Here is a 16,739-nt window from a genome sequence, read left to right as displayed (position 1 = left end):
AAGAATGAGTTTTTTTAAAAAATTAAAAGAAAAAATTTCGAAGCAAACAGATACGGTAACAGAGAAGTTTAAACAAGGTTTAGAGAAAACGAGAAACTCTTTTTCAGAAAAAGTAAATGATTTAGTATATCGTTATCGTAAAGTTGATGAAGAGTTCTTCGAAGAGTTAGAGGAAATTTTAATTGGTGCTGATGTGGGTGTATCCACAGTAATGGAGTTAATTGACCAATTAAGAGATGAAGTGAAACGTCGTAATATTCAAGATCCAAAAGAAGTGCAGGATGTTATTTCTGAAAAATTAATTGAGATTTATAAAGGTAACGGTAATTTTAATAATGAATTAAATATCCAAGATAACGCATTGACAGTTATTTTATTTGTTGGGGTAAACGGTGTTGGAAAAACAACAACGATTGGAAAAATGGCACATAAATTTAAAGCGGACGGGAAATCTGTATTATTAGCAGCTGGCGACACATTCCGTGCTGGTGCAATTGAGCAGTTAGAAGTGTGGGGAGAACGTGTTGATGTAGAGGTAATTAAACAAGGATCAGGTTCTGACCCAGCGGCTGTTATGTACGATGCAATTCAGGCTGCAAAATCGCGAAAAGTTGATGTTTTGTTATGTGATACGGCAGGTCGTTTGCAAAATAAAGTCAACTTGATGAAAGAGCTAGAGAAAGTAAAACGTGTAATCGAACGTGAAGTTCCTGGAGCTCCTCATGAAGTATTACTTGTCATTGATGCAACAACAGGTCAAAATGGTTTAAGCCAAGCGAAGACATTCCGCGAGGCGACAAATGTAACGGGAATTGTCTTAACGAAATTGGACGGAACTGCCAAAGGTGGAATTGTATTAGCAATTCGTAATGAAATGGATGTACCGGTGAAATTTGTTGGTCTAGGAGAACAAATGGATGACTTGCAAGCATTTGATCCAGAACAATATGTATATGGATTATTTGGGGACCTTGTAGAAAAGGAAGCAGAGTAAAGTGAAACTTCCAACAGTGGGGGCTTACTGTCCGTTAATATGGGATAAAGTTAAGGTTTAATTCGTGATAGTTTATATATAAATAAATATAAGTTGAAAACTAACACAAAAATCATTTTCGTTTTAAGTGTGCGAAAGCATCCGAATCATAGGAGCGGTGTTTACCGCTTCTTCTTTTTGGATTTAAATTAAGATGTTAAGAAAAAAACTTGACACACATTTCCTCTCCATGTAAACTAATTCATGTAAAGGTAATTCACTTAACAAAGGGTGATTCAACATGCTCGAAAAAACAACGCGAATGAATTATTTATTTGATTTTTATCAATCGTTGTTAACGCCAAAACAAAGAAGTTATATGTCACTTTACTATCTTGATGATCTATCGCTTGGTGAAATTGCCGAAGAATTTGAAGTAAGTCGCCAAGCAGTGTATGATAACATTAAACGGACAGAAGCGATGCTTGAAGAATATGAAGAAAAGTTATTATTACTTCAAAAGTTTCAAGAAAGGCAGCAACTTGTTGCAAAGTTAAAGCAGCTAATCAGCGAAGAAGAGCATGTAGATGAACAAGTTAAACAAGTTGTTGAAGCTATCGAAAATTTAGATTAGGAGGGCGGCAATATGGCATTTGAAGGATTAGCCGACCGACTTCAACAGACAATGCAAAAAATTCGCGGCAAAGGGAAAGTATCCGAAGCCGACGTAAAAGAAATGATGAGAGAAGTTCGTCTTGCACTTTTAGAAGCAGACGTTAACTTTAAAGTAGTAAAAGATTTTGTAAAGCGTGTGTCTGAACGTGCTGTCGGACAAGATGTAATGAAAAGTTTAACACCTGGACAGCAAGTTATTAAAGTAGTACAGGAAGAACTTACAGAATTAATGGGTGGGGAACAGAGTAAAATTGCTGTCTCTAACCGTCCGCCAACTGTTATTATGATGGTAGGCTTGCAAGGTGCGGGGAAAACGACGACAACAGGGAAGCTTGCGAATTTACTTCGTAAAAAGCATAATCGGAAACCAATGCTTGTTGCAGCTGATATTTATCGTCCAGCGGCAATTAAGCAGCTTGAAACACTCGGTAAGCAATTGGATATGCCGGTTTTCTCATTAGGAGACAAAGTAAGTCCTGTTGAAATCGCAAAACAAGCAATTGCAAAAGCGAAAGAAGATCACCATGATTATGTTCTTATCGATACAGCAGGTCGTCTGCATATTGATGAAGAGCTTATGGATGAATTAGCACAAGTTAAAGAAGTAGCGAAACCGGATGAAATTTTCCTTGTTGTTGATGCAATGACAGGACAAGATGCGGTTAACGTTGCGCAAAGTTTCCATGAACAGCTTGGTTTAACAGGTGTGGTATTAACGAAATTAGATGGTGATACGCGCGGAGGTGCAGCACTATCTATTAAAGCTGTTACAAACACACCAATTAAATTTGCTGGTATGGGTGAGAAATTAGATGCACTAGAGGCATTCCATCCAGAACGCATGGCATCGCGTATTCTAGGTATGGGTGATGTTCTAACGTTAATTGAAAAGGCGCAGGCGACAGTTGATGAAGAAAAAGCAAGAGAACTTGAGCAAAAAATGCGCACACTTTCCTTTACGTTGGATGATTTTCTAGAGCAACTAGGACAAGTGCGTCAATTAGGACCACTTGATGAGCTACTAAATATGCTTCCTGGTGCTGGGAAAATTAAAGGATTAAAAAATGTCCAAGTTGATGAAAAGCAAATTGGACACATTGAAGCGATAATTCGCTCAATGACGAAATTAGAGCGTGAGCAACCGGAAATGATTAACGCTAGTCGTAAGAAACGTATTGCTAAAGGTAGCGGTACAACTGTACAAGAGATCAATCGTCTTTTGAAGCAATTTGAAGATATGAAAAAGATGATGAAAACGATGTCTGGTATGCAAAAAGGTAAGAAAAAAGGACTAGGTGGTTTGAAGTTTCCATTTATGTAAGGAAAAAAAGATGGCTCTGTTAAGAAATTATACTTTACAAAGGGTCACTCTTTTTGCTAATATTATTATCTGTGTGAAATATATTCGGAGGTGCTTTATAAATGGCAGTTAAAATTCGTTTAAAACGTATGGGAGCTAAAAAATCTCCTTTCTATCGTGTAGTTGTTGCAGATTCTCGTTCTCCTCGTGACGGACGTTTCATCGAGGAAATCGGAACTTATAACCCAGTTGCTCAGCCAGCTGAAGTTAAAATCAACGAAGAAGCAGCATTAAAATGGTTAGGAAACGGTGCGAAACCATCTGATACAGTTCGCAACCTTTTCTCTAAGCAAGGCATCATGGAGAAATTCCATTTAGCTAAACAAGGTAAGTAATTGAAGCAATGGCTATGTCAGGGTTAATCGAAACAATTGTTAAACCCCTTGTGGATCATCCTGAAGATGTAAAGGTTACACAGGAACTGTACAACGGAGAGATGAAGTATCGATTAACCGTACATCCTGAGGATGTGGGTAAAGTCATTGGGAAACAAGGGCGAGTTGCAAAAGCAATTCGAACGATCTTATATGCAGCGGGACATCATCAAAATGAAAAAGTTACGCTGGAAATTCAATAAGTACAAAAAGGGCGAGGATCTGTTCCTCACCCTTTTTTAACATTTTAAGATATATCGCATCTTCAGCAAAGAGAATGGAGATGCTAATGACATATAACGAACAGGGGTGACGTGCTGTTTATGACGAAATGGTTTAATGTAGGGAAAATTGTAAATACTCACGGTGTTAGAGGAGAAATACGTGTAGTTTCACGTACAGATTTTCCGGAAGAGCGTTATAAAGTAGGAAACACATTATACATATGGCAAGAGAAAGCTACTGCGCCATTATCTGTAAAGATTACTTCTCATCGTCAGCATAAGTCTTTTGATTTATTGACATTCGAAGGCTATAACAATGTAAATGAAGTAGAACAATTGAAAGGTTCTTTATTAAAAGTCCCAGAGGACCAGCTTGGAGAATTGGCTGAAGGGGAGTATTATTATCACGAAATTATTGGTTGTACCGTTGTAACGGAAGACGGAGAGACAATTGGTACAATTAAAGAAATTCTTTCTCCTGGCGCAAATGACGTTTGGGTCATCAAACAACCAAAAGGTCAAGATGTTTTAATCCCATATATTGAGGAAGTTGTCTTACAAGTAAACATTAACGAACAGCTTGTAATCATTCACGTGATGGAAGGATTACTGTAATGAAAATTGATATTTTGACATTGTTTCCAGAAATGTTTACAGGTGTCTTTGGTTCTTCTATATTAAAAAAAGCACAAGAAAAAGAAGCAGTGCAGCTAAGAGTTGTTAATTTTCGTGATTATTCAACTAATAAGCATAATAGTGTGGATGATTACCCATACGGCGGAGGAGCTGGAATGGTATTAACACCACAGCCTATTTTTGATGCTGTAGAAGAGTTAACGAAGGAAACGGAGCGTAAACCACGCGTTGTGTTAATGTGTCCGCAAGGAGAACGTTTTACACAAAAGAAAGCTGAAGAATTAGCTGAAGAAGAACATATAATTTTCATTTGTGGCCATTATGAGGGGTATGATGAGCGTGTACGTGAACATCTTGTAACCGATGAAATTTCAATAGGTGATTATGTATTAACAGGCGGAGAATTGGCATCTATGGTTATTACAGATAGTGTTGTCCGCTTATTACCTGATGTTTTAGGAAATCAACAATCACAAATAGAAGATTCGTTTAGTACAGGCTTACTAGAACATCCACATTATACAAGACCAGCGGATTTTCGTGGAATGAAAGTACCAGATATACTTCTGTCCGGAAATCATAAATATATTGAAGAATGGCGCCATAAAGAATCATTGCGCCGTACCTTCATGCGCCGCCCTGATTTATTAGGGGAACGTAGTTTATCTAAACAAGAGGAAAAATGGTTAACAGAATTTAAAGAAGAGAAGTAAAAAAATGCTATTGCAACAAACTGAGCAATATGCTATTATAACACTTGTGCTACTTATAGAGAGTAGCCGTTAACAACGGTGTTCCGCTGTAATTTACGATATGACTTTGCATGAGCATCTGTTTGGAAGGAGAGAATTGAATATGCAACAATTAATCGCAGAAATTACAAAAAGCCAATTAAAAGCTGATTTACCTTCATTCCGTCCTGGTGATACTTTACGTGTACACGTAAAAGTAGTAGAGGGTACTCGTGAGAGAATTCAGATTTTTGAAGGTGTTGTAATTAAACGTCGTGGTGGCGGAATTAGCGAAACATTCACAGTTCGTAAGATTTCTTACGGTGTAGGTGTTGAACGTACATTCCCAGTTCACACGCCAAGAATCGCGAAAATCGAAGTACTTCGCCGTGGTAAAGTACGTCGTGCTAAGTTATACTACTTACGCAACCTTCGCGGTAAAAAAGCACGTATTAAAGAAATTCGATAAGACATGTATGGGAGCTTGTATTTGCAAGCTCCCTTTTTCCAATCTAGCTGTGTCTTTACTTACATACTAACAGCTTACATAATCGTGGAGGGGAATCGCATGACAAAACAAAAAAGTACGCTTTGGGAATGGACAAAAGCTATTTTGATTGCTGTTGTCTTAGCTTGGATTATTAGACAGTTTTTCTTTGCGCCAATTCTTGTAGATGGTGTATCTATGTCACCGACTCTTCATGATCGTGATCGTATGATTGTCAATAAAATAGGTTATCACATTGGAGATCCAAAACGCTTTGATATCATTGTGTTTCAAGCGACAGAAGATAAAGATTACATTAAACGTATCATTGGTTTGCCAGGTGATCAGATAGAATATCGAAACGATACACTCTATATTAATGGAAAACCGTATGAGGAGCCGTATTTAGATAAACAGAAAAAGCAGCTTGCTGATGGTCCGTTAACATATGATTTTAAGCTTGAAGAAATTACAGGGAAGACAACAGTTCCAAAAGGAGAGCTATTTGTATTAGGAGATAATCGCCGTTTTAGTAAGGATAGTCGTACGATTGGAACGATTTCAATAGACCAAGTAATTGGAAAAGCTAATATATTGTATTGGCCGTTCAAAGATGCGCAAATTGTAAAATGAATGTAGAAAAGAAGGTGTAAGTATGGTAATTCAATGGTTTCCTGGTCATATGGCCAAAGCAAGGCGCCAAGTAACAGAGAAATTAAAATTAATCGATGTGGTAATTGAACTTGTTGATGCAAGGTTGCCATTATCATCACGAAATCCAATGATTGATGAAATTATTACGCATAAGCCAAGACTTGTTGTTTTAAATAAAGCGGATATGGCAGATGATCGTGTAACAAAAGAATGGATTGCTTATTTTGGAGAAAAAGGCCATAAAGCAATTTCTATCAATGCTCAGGCAGGACAAGGTATGAAAGAAATTACAGCAGCTTGTAAAGATCTTGTTAAAGAAAAATTTGATAAAATGATTGCAAAAGGTATTAAACCAAGAGCGATTCGCGCTTTAATTGTCGGCATTCCAAATGTTGGGAAATCGACATTAATTAATAAATTAGCGAAGAAAAATATTGCGAAAACGGGCGATCGACCAGGTGTAACGACAGCGCAGCAATGGATTAAAGTTGGGAAAGAAATGGAACTATTAGATACGCCTGGTATTTTATGGCCGAAGTTTGAGGATGAAATGGTTGGACTTCGTCTCGCGACAACTGGAGCGATTAAAGATTCTATCTTAAATTTGCAAGATGTGGCTGTGTATGCACTTCGCTTTATGGAGAAACAGTATCCAGAACGTTTGGAAGAGCGTTATAAGTTAAATGAGATTCCAGAAGATATTGTAGAGTTATTTGATGCGATTGGGAAAAATAGAGGCTGTTTAATGGGTGGAGGACTTGTTGATTATGATAAAACGTCAGAACTTGTTCTTCGTGAGCTTCGCGGTGGTAAACTTGGGAAAATGACATTTGAAACACCAGAAGAAATAGCAGAAGAAGCATAGAGAGACACTTCTATTTAGTTCGTTTCATTCGATGAATTTTTTTGCCTGGCGTCTTTCATTTTTTCAGATGCAAAGATAAGGCATGTTATTGTTAAATGGGAGAGAAGAGGCACGCTATTGCGCGCCTTTTCTTACTTGTAGGAGGAACTACGTATGTCTAAAAAACAAACAATTCAAGAAATCGAAACTTTATTGCAGGAAATTGAACGAGAAGACGACGAGCGTTTTAGTATGTTATTAGAAGATGAACGAAAAGGCGTGCAGAGACTTATTTTAAAATGGAAAAAGCAGCAAGAGGATAAAGAAAAAGAAAGACGAAAATTCACTGAGATGTCAATATATGAGAATGCACTTCGTCAAAAGGGAATTGAATCTATTGTTGGTATTGATGAAGTCGGAAGAGGGCCATTAGCAGGACCTGTTGTTGCGGCTGCTGTAGTGCTTCCAGAAGAATTCTATATGCCTGGTTTGAATGATTCAAAAAAACTGAGTGAGGCAAAGCGTGAGCAGTTTTATGATGGAATTAAAGAGCAGGCGTTAGCAATTGGGATTGGAATTATTCCATCTCACGTTATTGATGAGATAAATATTTATCAAGCAACGAAACAAGCGATGTTAGAGGCTGTAAGCAATTTATCATGTGAACCAGAACATTTGCTAATTGATGCAATGGAACTTCCGATTTCTACTCCGCAAACGTCTATTATTAAGGGAGATGCGAAAAGTATTTCGATTTCAGCTGCATCTATCATCGCGAAAGTCACGAGAGATCGCATGATGAAGGAACTTGGAAAACGGTATCCCCAGTATGGATTTGAGCAACATATGGGTTATGGAACAAAACAACATTTACAAGCGATTGAAATTTATGGTGTGTTAGATGAACATCGAAAAACATTTGCTCCAATTAAAGATATGATTGAACAATAAGTTGTGAATTCGCAACTTATTTTTTTATTTTTGTATATTAACATTATTATTTTTAAAAAAGAATAAAGCGATTTCAGTTTTCAGACACTTTATTGTAGACAGCATCGCAATCATTTTATACAATGACAATGTAGTGTTTAAAAACATTAAAAAACTTTTCGAGAAAAACAGGAAAATAGGGGAGGATGGGACCATGAATATCCACGAGTATCAGGGTAAAGAAGTCCTTAGAAACTATGGGGTAAGCGTTCCGAACGGGAAGGTTGCCTTTACAGTAGAAGAAGCTGTAGAAGCAGCGAAAGAATTAGGAACAAGCGTATGTGTAGTAAAAGCGCAAATTCATGCTGGCGGACGCGGCAAAGCTGGCGGTGTAAAAGTAGCAAAGAACTTAGATGAAGTTCGTACATATGCAGAAGAAATTCTAGGGAAAACACTTGTAACCCATCAAACGGGTCCTGAAGGTAAAGAAGTAAAGCGCTTACTTATCGAAGAAGGATGCGACATTAAAAAAGAGTATTATGTTGGTCTTGTATTAGATCGAGCGACTTCTCAGGTTGTGTTAATGGCGTCTGAAGAAGGCGGAACAGAAATTGAGGAAGTAGCAGAGAAAACACCAGAAAAAATCTTTAAAGAATATATTGATCCTGCTGTAGGCCTACAAGGCTTCCAAGCGCGTCGTATTGCGTTTAATATCAATATTCCAAATGAGCTTGTTGGACAAGCTGTAAAGTTTATGATGGGCTTATATCGTGCGTTTATTGAAAAAGACTGTTCTATCGCAGAAATTAACCCGCTTGTTACAACAGGTGACGGAAAAGTAATGGCGTTAGATGCGAAATTAAACTTTGATTCTAATGCTTTATATCGCCATAAAGATATTTTAGAGCTTCGTGATCTTGATGAAGAAGATCCGAAAGAAGTAGAAGCTTCTAAATATGACTTGAACTATATTTCATTAGACGGAAATATTGGTTGTATGGTAAATGGTGCAGGACTTGCAATGGCAACGATGGATATTATTAAACATTATAACGGTGATCCAGCTAACTTCTTAGATGTTGGTGGCGGTGCTACAGCTGAAAAAGTTACTGAAGCCTTCAAAATTATTCTTTCTGACAAAAATGTAAAAGGTATTTTCGTTAACATTTTTGGCGGTATTATGAAATGTGATGTAATTGCAGAAGGTGTTATCGAAGCGACAAAACAAGTAGGTCTTGAATTACCGCTTGTTGTTCGTTTAGAAGGTACAAATGTAGAGCTAGGAAAGAAAATTTTAAATGAATCTGGCTTAAATATTGTTGCAGCAGAATCTATGGCAGACGGTGCACAAAAAATTGTTTCACTAGTAGGCTAATAGAAAGCGGGGGAGAAAAAATGAGCGTATTAGTTAATAAAGATACAAAAGTTATTGTACAAGGTATTACAGGTTCTCAAGGTTTATTTCATACAAAACAAATGATTGAATACGGTACGAAAATTGTCGGTGGTGTAACGCCTGGTAAAGGTGGTACTGAAATCGAAGGTGTACCAGTATTTAATACAGTAGAAGACGCTGTAAAAGCGACAGGTGCAAATGCTTCTGTTGTATACGTTCCACCTGCTTTTGCTGCGGATGCAATTATGGAAGCTGTTGATGCAGAACTTGATCTAGTAGTCTGTATTACAGAAGGTATCCCTGTATTAGATATGGTAAATGTTAAGAAATATATGGATGGCAAAAAGACACGTCTTCTTGGACCGAACTGTCCAGGTGTTATTACGCCAGATGAGTGTAAGATTGGTATTATGCCAGGATACATTCATAAAAAAGGTCATGTTGGTATCGTATCTCGTTCAGGTACGTTAACTTATGAAGCTGTACATCAATTAACACAAGAAGGAATCGGTCAATCAACTGCAGTTGGTATCGGCGGAGACCCTGTTAATGGTACAAACTTCATCGATGCTTTAAAAGCATTCAATGAAGACGAAGAGACACATGCTGTTATTATGATTGGTGAAATCGGTGGAACGGCAGAAGAAGAAGCTGCTGAATGGGTAAAAGTAAACATGACAAAACCTGTTGTTGGCTTTATTGGTGGCCAAACAGCACCTCCTGGAAAACGTATGGGCCATGCTGGTGCGATTATTTCTGGTGGTAAAGGTACAGCTGCTGAAAAGATTAAAACAATGGAAGCATGCGGTATTAAAGTTGCTGAAACACCAGCTGTTATGGGCGAAACTTTAATTTCTGTTTTAAAAGAAAAAGGCTTATTTGAAACTTGTAAAAATTATTAATTATTAAGAAAGACACCTTCTGTAAAAGAGGGTGTCTTTTATCCCTTTTGTAGTTAACATAATATTAATTATGGGTAAGGAGAATGAGTATGAAACGTGAAAGATTATTACATCTTCACTACTTCTTGGCAGATCAGTGGAAAGTACTGAGACGCTTATTGGCTATTGATCCTCAGTTAACAGAAATTTATTCCTTTCAAGCTCCTCAAATTGAAAAACACCTTGGGTTATCTATCCAAAAAGCTGCTACACTTGTTTCTTACCTGCAAAAAACAACGCCTTCTTTCTACATTCAACAATTACAAGATGAACACGTTTTTTACATGACGATATGGGATGACGATTATCCGAGTTTATTACGAGAAATCCCTGATCCACCATATGTTTTATATGGAAAGGGGAAGAAAGATTTATTGCAATGGTCAAAAAAATTAGCTGTTGTTGGAACGCGAAATCCGTCTTTATACGGAAAAGGAAGCATACAATCTATTTTACAACCGCTTATGAATAATCAATGGCTAATCGTGAGTGGTCTAGCAAATGGAATTGATACAATTGCGCATGAAATTGCAGTAGAACACTCCTTTGCGACAATTGCAGTATTAGGACATGGTTTACAATATATGTATCCAAAGAGAAATCAAGGTTTTCATGAGAAATGGAAAGATCAAGTTTTGCTTGTAACGGAGTATCCTCCGCATTATGCGCCACAAAAATGGTATTTTCCGAGACGAAACCGTATTATAAGTGGACTTTGCCAAGGTGTTCTCGTAGTAGAGGCGAAAGCGCGGAGTGGTTCTCTTATAACAGCGGATTGCGCCTTAGAGCAAAATAGAGAGGTGTTTGCCATGCCGGGGCCTAATTATATTGAGAGTGCGGTTGGAACGAATCAGCTCATCCAACAAGGAGCAAAATTAGTTCAATATGCCGAAGATGTGATACAAGAACTTTCAAATTATAAAATGAATCCATTTTAATTTATTGACATATAGATTACTTCTATACAGAAAAAAAGGAGTATGCACCCGTTTTCTTCTTTTGTTTTCACTTCGCGTGTGGCAGAAAAAGGCCCCAATCGCTTCTATGCACGGCCGGATGCTCTCGCCTGTCTAAAAAGAAAGGGCTTTAAGTCGTTTTTAAACTTGAATTTATATAGTATATTTCATGTTTTTTATTAAACAATTATTGACAAATAGTAGATAGTCACTGTATGTTATATTCATTGTTGATTGACAAAAGCGAGAGAAATCAATAATATTAGTCAATAATCCGTCCAAAAAGTTTTAGAAACTTTGAGGAAGGAGCTTTTGTGTGAATAAAGATGAAGACTTGAATCCACCTCTTAAGGAGGCACTAGCATGTCAGATTACCTTGTAATCGTGGAGTCGCCTTCTAAGGCGAAAACCATTGAAAAATATTTAGGAAAAAAATACAAAGTAGTCGCGTCAATGGGCCATGTTCGCGATTTACCTAAAAGCCAAACGGGGATAGATGTGAAAAATAATTTTACCCCGAAGTATATTACCATTCGTGGTAAAGGGCCTGTTTTAAAAGATTTGAAAACAGCGGCAAAAAAAGTAAAAAAAGTGTATCTTGCAGCCGATCCAGATCGCGAAGGAGAAGCGATTGCTTGGCATTTAGCAAATACGCTGAACGTAGATGTGGAGTCGGATTGCCGAGTTGTATTTAATGAAATTACCAAAGATGCTATTAAAGAATCTTTTAAACATCCTCGTGCAATTAATATGGATTTAGTGGATGCACAGCAAGCAAGACGCGTACTTGATAGACTTGTTGGTTATAATATTAGTCCTTTATTATGGAAGAAAGTAAAAAAAGGATTAAGTGCAGGTCGTGTGCAGTCTGTTGCAGTTCGCTTAATTATAGAACGCGAAAAAGAAATTCAAGCGTTTATACCAGAAGAATTCTGGACAATTAAAACTGAATTTGTAAAAGGGAAAGAGACGTTTGAAGCGGCCTTTTATGGAATAAACGGGGAAAAAGTTGAATTAACAAATGAACAACAAGTAAATGAAATCATTGAAAAAATGCGAGAAAACGCGTTTTCAGTTGAAAATGTAACGAAAAAAGAGCGTAAACGTAATTCGGCATTACCGTTTACGACATCTTCTCTGCAACAAGAAGCTGCAAGAAAGTTAAATATGCGAGCAAAGAAAACGATGATGCTTGCACAGCAGCTTTATGAAGGTATTGATATTGGAAAGCAAGGAACAGTTGGATTAATTACTTATATGAGAACGGATTCAACGAGAATTTCAGAAACGGCACAGCAAGAAGCACGTTCTTATATTGAAGAAGCATTTGGTGCAGACTACATAGGAGCACAAAAAAAGAAAGAATCGAAAAAAGCAAAAGCACAAGATGCGCATGAAGCAATTCGTCCGTCATCTGTTTTGCGTAAGCCTGATGAACTAAAAAGTTACTTGAGCCGTGACCAATATCGTTTATATAAACTGATTTGGGAGCGATTTGTTGCAAGTCAAATGGCATCAGCTATAATGGATACCGTTACAGCTACACTGATAAACAATTCTGTTCAATTTCGTGCACATGGATCTGTTGTGAAGTTCCCAGGATTTATGAAGGTATACGTGGAATCGAAAGATGACGGGACAGAAGAGAAGGATAAAATGTTACCACATCTAGATATAGGAGAAACGGTCTTCTCTAAAGATGTCGAACCGAAACAGCACTTCACACAGCCGCCACCGCGTTATACAGAGGCACGTTTAGTAAAAACATTAGAGGAACTTGGAATTGGTAGGCCGTCTACATATGTACCGACGCTAGAAACAATTCAAAAACGTGGGTATGTAGGATTAGACAATAAGCGATTTGTTCCGACTGAACTTGGCGAAATTGTAACCGAACTTATTTTAGAGTTTTTCCCTGAAATTATTAACATTGAGTTTACAGCTAATATGGAGAAAAATCTTGATGAAGTGGAAGAGGGAAACGCAAATTGGGTACAAATTGTCGATGATTTCTACCAAGAGTTTGAGCCGCGTTTGGAAAAAGCGGAGAAAGAAATGCGCGAAGTAGAAATTAAAGATGAACCTGCTGGGGAAGACTGTGAACTGTGTGGTCACCCAATGGTCTTCAAAATGGGTAAATTCGGAAAGTTCATGGCTTGTTCTAATTTCCCAGATTGCCGAAATACAAAACCGATTGTAAAAGAAATCGGTGTTACATGTCCAAAATGTAATGAAGGACAAATTATTGAACGACGAAGCAACAAAAAGAAACGTCTTTTTTACGGCTGTGGTACATACCCAGAGTGTGACTTTGTTTCTTGGGATAAACCGATTGGTCGAAAATGTCCAAAGTGCGAAGGTATGCTTGTTGAGAAGAAGTTGAAAAAGGGCGTTCAAGTACAGTGTATTTCTTGTGATTATGAAGAAGAACAACAAATGTGAGCCTACCAGCTCACATTTTTTTCGGGAAATGCAAAAAGAAAGGTGAGATACATGACAACACAAGTAGTAAACGTAATTGGCGCAGGTCTTGCGGGAAGTGAAGCAGCTTATCAAATTGCAAAGCGCGGGGTTCAAGTAAGGCTATATGAAATGCGACCAGTAAAACAAACACCAGCTCATCATACAGATAAATTTGCCGAGCTTGTATGCAGTAACTCGCTTCGTGCAAATACATTAACAAACGCGGTCGGCGTAATTAAAGAAGAAATGCGCCGTATGGATTCTGTTATTATTCGCGCGGCAGACGAATGTTCTGTGCCAGCAGGCGGTGCGCTAGCTGTAGACCGTCATGAATTTGCGTCCAAGGTAACGGAATATGTGAAAAATCACCCGAACGTGACGGTAATGAATGAAGAAATTACAGAAATTCCAGAAGGACCTACTGTAATTGCGACGGGCCCTCTTACTTCAGCAAATCTAGCGGCGCAACTGAAAGAGCTAACAGGTGAGGATTATTTTTACTTCTATGATGCGGCAGCGCCAATTTTAGAAAAAGATAGCATTGATATGGAGAAAGTATATTTAAAATCCCGTTATGACAAGGGGGAAGCGGCATATTTAAACTGTCCGATGACAGAGGAAGAATTTAATCGTTTTTACGATGCGTTAATTGCCGCAGAAACAGTGCCATTAAAAGAATTTGAGAAGGAAATTTTCTTTGAAGGGTGTATGCCGGTAGAAGTCATGGCAAGCCGTGGTAGACAAACGTTATTATTTGGACCGATGAAACCAGTCGGATTAGAAGATCCGAAAACAGGGAAAACACCGTATGCTGTTGTTCAATTGCGTCAAGACGATGCAGCAGGAACGTTGTACAATATTGTTGGCTTCCAAACACACTTGAAGTGGGGACCACAAAAAGAAGTGTTACAATTGATTCCTGGATTAGAAAATGCAGAAATCGTACGTTATGGTGTGATGCATCGTAATACATTTATTAATTCACCGAAATTACTTCGTCCAACGTACCAATATAAAAATCGCGATGATTTATTCTTTGCAGGACAAATGACTGGGGTAGAGGGATACGTAGAATCAGCTGCTTCGGGCTTATTAGCAGGTGTAAATGCAGCGCGGCTTGTGAAAGGTGAAGAACCGATTGTTTTACCAGCAGTAACAGCAATGGGGAGCATGGCGAATTATATTACAACGACGAATGTGAAAAACTTCCAACCGATGAACGCGAATTTTGGGCTATTTGCACCGCTAGAAAAGAAAATAAAAAAGAAGCAAGAACGTAATGAAGCATATGCGAATCGTGCATTAGAAACAATTCGAAATTTTGTAAATATTTAGTCAAATTTCTTGCAAAGGCTACTAAATTGTGATACGATTTAGTAGCCTTTATTGAGGTGAAGAGAATGAATGAAGATGTGAATAAAATGTTACAATTATTCGTCGGATATTTACAAATTGAAAGAAATTATTCAAAATATACAATTGCAAGTTATCAAAATGATGTAGAACATTTTATACAATTTATGAAGCGGGAAGGTATTTTGACTTTTGAGGATGTTACGTATACTGATGTTCGTTTATATTTAACAACTTTGCATACTGAAAAGTTAGCAAGGAAGTCTGTATCGCGAAAAATCTCGAGTTTGCGTAGTTTGTATCGCTTCTTGATGCGTGAAGGATATCGGGAAGATAATCCATTTGCACTTGCCGCGCTTCCGAAAAAAGAATGGTCAATTCCAAAATTTTTGTACGATGAAGAGTTAGAAAAGTTATTTGAAGTTTCGGATACTTCTGAACCACTAGGGCAAAGAGATCAAGCTCTATTGGAACTTATGTATGCGACAGGTATTCGTGTAAGCGAATTCGTGAATATGCAGCTTGCGGATATTGACTTTTCAACAGGTACGATTTTGGTGACAGGGAAAGGAAAGAAACAACGTTATGTTCCCTTCGGTAGTTATGCACAAGATGCTTTACTAACTTACATAGAAAACGGGAGGAAACAATTGGAGAAAAAATCGCAAGAACACTCTCAAATGGTGTTTTTAAATGCGAAAGGTACGCCGCTAACTGATCGAGGTGTTCGATATATTTTAAATGAACTAATAAAAAGAACATCCCTTACAATGCATATAAGTCCGCATATGTTAAGACATACATTTGCAACCCATATGTTAAATGAAGGGGCAGATTTAAGAGCTATACAAGAATTATTAGGACATGAAAATTTATCGGCGACACAAATTTATACGCACGTCTCAAAAGAAAGATTACGCTCGGTTTACATGATGCACCATCCTCGCGCATAAATTGCTTTTAAAAGTTATAAAGTGAAACTACTACCAGTGAAGGAGAATCTTCTTCTTTCTCACTAATAGTTAGTTGTACCAATCGAGCGCTTGCGGGTAGTTAACTCCCAAGTATCTTTTTTGATTTATCAGAATTTTGAAGTTGGAGTCTAAGTGCCTGTTAGCAGCAGGATAAAAACAAATAAAGGAGTTTTTTTATGGGAAACTTCCATGCTACAACGATATTTGCGATTCACCATAATGGAGAATGTGCAATGGCTGGTGACGGGCAAGTTACGCTTGGAAATGCTGTTGTTATGAAGCATACAGCTCGTAAAGTTCGAAAATTATTTCATGGTAAAGTGTTAGCTGGTTTTGCGGGTTCTGTTGCAGATGCTTTTACACTATTTGAGATGTTCGAAGGAAAGCTTGAGGAATACAATGGCAATTTACAACGAGCTGCGGTAGAAATGGCAAAGCAGTGGCGGGGAGATAAGATGCTTCGCCAATTAGAGGCAATGTTAATTGTTATGGATAAAAATACGCTGTTGCTTGTTTCAGGAACTGGTGAAGTGATTGAACCTGATGATGGCATTTTAGCAATTGGTTCTGGTGGGCATTACGCACTTGCGGCAGGACGCGCTTTAAAACAACATGCAGGTTCCCATTTTACAGCAAGAGAAATTGCGAAGGCGAGTTTAGAAATCGCTAGCAATATTTGTGTATATACAAACGAAAATATTATTGTGGAAGAACTGTAGAACTGTAGAACTGTAGAACTGTAGAACTGTAGAACTGTAGAACTGTAGA

At 37.8% G+C, this 16,739-nt stretch carries 18 protein-coding genes; all 18 read left to right on the top strand.

Features of this window, described 5'->3' with window-relative positions; all coding sequences use genetic code 11:
* The first annotated feature begins 4 nt into the window (after nt 1-4).
* Entirely contained in the window at nt 5-994 is a 990-nt protein-coding gene (gene ftsY / locus PLX19_RS08940; RefSeq protein ID WP_272188164.1) for a signal recognition particle-docking protein FtsY, read from the top strand.
* 280 nt (nt 995-1,274) lie between these two features.
* Nucleotides 1,275-1,607: a putative DNA-binding protein gene (locus tag PLX19_RS08935; RefSeq protein ID WP_020059181.1), complete on the top strand. Its 333-nt coding sequence runs from the start codon at nt 1,275-1,277 to the stop codon at nt 1,605-1,607.
* A 12-nt stretch (nt 1,608-1,619) separates the two neighbouring features.
* A complete protein-coding gene (gene ffh, locus PLX19_RS08930) occupies nt 1,620-2,969 on the top strand; it encodes a signal recognition particle protein (protein WP_272188163.1) in 1,350 nt (449 codons plus the stop codon).
* A gap of 101 nt (nt 2,970-3,070) precedes the next feature.
* Nucleotides 3,071-3,343 carry a 30S ribosomal protein S16 gene (rpsP, locus tag PLX19_RS08925; RefSeq protein WP_272188162.1) on the top strand — a complete coding sequence of 91 codons (273 nt, stop codon included), beginning with the start codon at nt 3,071-3,073 and terminating at the stop codon, nt 3,341-3,343.
* A gap of 14 nt (nt 3,344-3,357) precedes the next feature.
* Nucleotides 3,358-3,585, top strand: a complete 228-nt coding sequence (locus tag PLX19_RS08920) for a KH domain-containing protein (protein ID WP_090913677.1) — start codon at nt 3,358-3,360, stop codon at nt 3,583-3,585.
* Between the two features lie 120 nt (nt 3,586-3,705).
* The gene (rimM, locus tag PLX19_RS08915; RefSeq protein ID WP_272188161.1) at nt 3,706-4,221 is read left to right on the top strand and encodes a ribosome maturation factor RimM; all 516 of its coding nucleotides are present in this window, start codon (nt 3,706-3,708) and stop codon (nt 4,219-4,221) included.
* Nucleotides 4,221-4,955: a tRNA (guanosine(37)-N1)-methyltransferase TrmD gene (gene trmD, locus PLX19_RS08910; RefSeq protein WP_272188160.1), complete on the top strand. Its 735-nt coding sequence runs from the start codon at nt 4,221-4,223 to the stop codon at nt 4,953-4,955. The genes rimM and trmD overlap by 1 nt, the downstream gene beginning before the upstream one ends.
* A gap of 142 nt (nt 4,956-5,097) precedes the next feature.
* Complete coding sequence (gene rplS / locus PLX19_RS08905) at nt 5,098-5,442, top strand: 50S ribosomal protein L19 (protein ID WP_272188159.1); 345 nt, start codon at nt 5,098-5,100, stop codon at nt 5,440-5,442.
* A 99-nt stretch (nt 5,443-5,541) separates the two neighbouring features.
* Nucleotides 5,542-6,093 carry a signal peptidase I gene (gene lepB, locus PLX19_RS08900; RefSeq protein ID WP_272188158.1) on the top strand — a complete coding sequence of 184 codons (552 nt, stop codon included), beginning with the start codon at nt 5,542-5,544 and terminating at the stop codon, nt 6,091-6,093.
* A gap of 22 nt (nt 6,094-6,115) precedes the next feature.
* Complete coding sequence (ylqF, locus tag PLX19_RS08895) at nt 6,116-6,979, top strand: ribosome biogenesis GTPase YlqF (protein WP_272188157.1); 864 nt, start codon at nt 6,116-6,118, stop codon at nt 6,977-6,979.
* 153 nt (nt 6,980-7,132) lie between these two features.
* A complete protein-coding gene (locus tag PLX19_RS08890) occupies nt 7,133-7,909 on the top strand; it encodes a ribonuclease HII (protein ID WP_272188156.1) in 777 nt (258 codons plus the stop codon).
* A 193-nt stretch (nt 7,910-8,102) separates the two neighbouring features.
* Nucleotides 8,103-9,263 (top strand): ADP-forming succinate--CoA ligase subunit beta, encoded by a 1,161-nt coding sequence (gene sucC / locus PLX19_RS08885; RefSeq protein ID WP_098916221.1) that lies wholly within the window; start codon nt 8,103-8,105, stop codon nt 9,261-9,263.
* A 20-nt stretch (nt 9,264-9,283) separates the two neighbouring features.
* The gene (sucD, locus tag PLX19_RS08880) at nt 9,284-10,186 is read left to right on the top strand and encodes a succinate--CoA ligase subunit alpha (RefSeq protein ID WP_272188155.1); all 903 of its coding nucleotides are present in this window, start codon (nt 9,284-9,286) and stop codon (nt 10,184-10,186) included.
* A gap of 89 nt (nt 10,187-10,275) precedes the next feature.
* Nucleotides 10,276-11,163: a DNA-processing protein DprA gene (gene dprA / locus PLX19_RS08875; RefSeq protein WP_272188154.1), complete on the top strand. Its 888-nt coding sequence runs from the start codon at nt 10,276-10,278 to the stop codon at nt 11,161-11,163.
* A gap of 381 nt (nt 11,164-11,544) precedes the next feature.
* Complete coding sequence (topA, locus tag PLX19_RS08870; protein WP_272188153.1) at nt 11,545-13,623, top strand: type I DNA topoisomerase; 2,079 nt, start codon at nt 11,545-11,547, stop codon at nt 13,621-13,623.
* Nucleotides 13,624-13,674: 51 nt separating this feature from the next.
* Nucleotides 13,675-14,979, top strand: a complete 1,305-nt coding sequence (gene trmFO / locus PLX19_RS08865) for an FADH(2)-oxidizing methylenetetrahydrofolate--tRNA-(uracil(54)-C(5))-methyltransferase TrmFO (RefSeq protein ID WP_272188152.1) — start codon at nt 13,675-13,677, stop codon at nt 14,977-14,979.
* Between the two features lie 65 nt (nt 14,980-15,044).
* On the top strand, nt 15,045-15,950 hold the full coding sequence (gene xerC / locus PLX19_RS08860) for a tyrosine recombinase XerC (RefSeq protein WP_272188151.1): 906 nt from the start codon (nt 15,045-15,047) through the stop codon (nt 15,948-15,950).
* Nucleotides 15,951-16,147: 197 nt separating this feature from the next.
* Nucleotides 16,148-16,690, top strand: a complete 543-nt coding sequence (hslV, locus tag PLX19_RS08855) for an ATP-dependent protease subunit HslV (protein WP_098916215.1) — start codon at nt 16,148-16,150, stop codon at nt 16,688-16,690.
* Nucleotides 16,691-16,739 lie beyond the last annotated feature (49 nt).

The sequence above is a fragment of the Bacillus sp. BP-3 genome (assembly GCF_028401955.1).
Taxonomy (GTDB): Bacteria; Bacillota; Bacilli; order Bacillales; family Bacillaceae_G; genus Bacillus_A.
This window is presented reverse-complemented; position numbering and strand designations above follow the sequence as displayed.

Excerpts from the sequence above, each read along its gene's own strand:
- ftsY (WP_272188164.1), top strand. The coding sequence starts at position 5 with ATGAGTTTTTTTAAAAAATTAAAAGAAAAAATTTCGAAGCAAACAGAT.
- PLX19_RS08935 (WP_020059181.1), top strand. The coding sequence starts at position 1,275 with ATGCTCGAAAAAACAACGCGAATGAATTATTTATTTGATTTTTATCAA.
- ffh (WP_272188163.1), top strand. The coding sequence starts at position 1,620 with ATGGCATTTGAAGGATTAGCCGACCGACTTCAACAGACAATGCAAAAA.
- rpsP (WP_272188162.1), top strand. The coding sequence starts at position 3,071 with ATGGCAGTTAAAATTCGTTTAAAACGTATGGGAGCTAAAAAATCTCCT.
- PLX19_RS08920 (WP_090913677.1), top strand. The coding sequence starts at position 3,358 with ATGTCAGGGTTAATCGAAACAATTGTTAAACCCCTTGTGGATCATCCT.
- rimM (WP_272188161.1), top strand. The coding sequence starts at position 3,706 with ATGACGAAATGGTTTAATGTAGGGAAAATTGTAAATACTCACGGTGTT.
- trmD (WP_272188160.1), top strand. The coding sequence starts at position 4,221 with ATGAAAATTGATATTTTGACATTGTTTCCAGAAATGTTTACAGGTGTC.
- rplS (WP_272188159.1), top strand. The coding sequence starts at position 5,098 with ATGCAACAATTAATCGCAGAAATTACAAAAAGCCAATTAAAAGCTGAT.
- lepB (WP_272188158.1), top strand. The coding sequence starts at position 5,542 with ATGACAAAACAAAAAAGTACGCTTTGGGAATGGACAAAAGCTATTTTG.
- ylqF (WP_272188157.1), top strand. The coding sequence starts at position 6,116 with ATGGTAATTCAATGGTTTCCTGGTCATATGGCCAAAGCAAGGCGCCAA.
- PLX19_RS08890 (WP_272188156.1), top strand. The coding sequence starts at position 7,133 with ATGTCTAAAAAACAAACAATTCAAGAAATCGAAACTTTATTGCAGGAA.
- sucC (WP_098916221.1), top strand. The coding sequence starts at position 8,103 with ATGAATATCCACGAGTATCAGGGTAAAGAAGTCCTTAGAAACTATGGG.
- sucD (WP_272188155.1), top strand. The coding sequence starts at position 9,284 with ATGAGCGTATTAGTTAATAAAGATACAAAAGTTATTGTACAAGGTATT.
- dprA (WP_272188154.1), top strand. The coding sequence starts at position 10,276 with ATGAAACGTGAAAGATTATTACATCTTCACTACTTCTTGGCAGATCAG.
- topA (WP_272188153.1), top strand. The coding sequence starts at position 11,545 with ATGTCAGATTACCTTGTAATCGTGGAGTCGCCTTCTAAGGCGAAAACC.
- trmFO (WP_272188152.1), top strand. The coding sequence starts at position 13,675 with ATGACAACACAAGTAGTAAACGTAATTGGCGCAGGTCTTGCGGGAAGT.
- xerC (WP_272188151.1), top strand. The coding sequence starts at position 15,045 with ATGAATGAAGATGTGAATAAAATGTTACAATTATTCGTCGGATATTTA.
- hslV (WP_098916215.1), top strand. The coding sequence starts at position 16,148 with ATGGGAAACTTCCATGCTACAACGATATTTGCGATTCACCATAATGGA.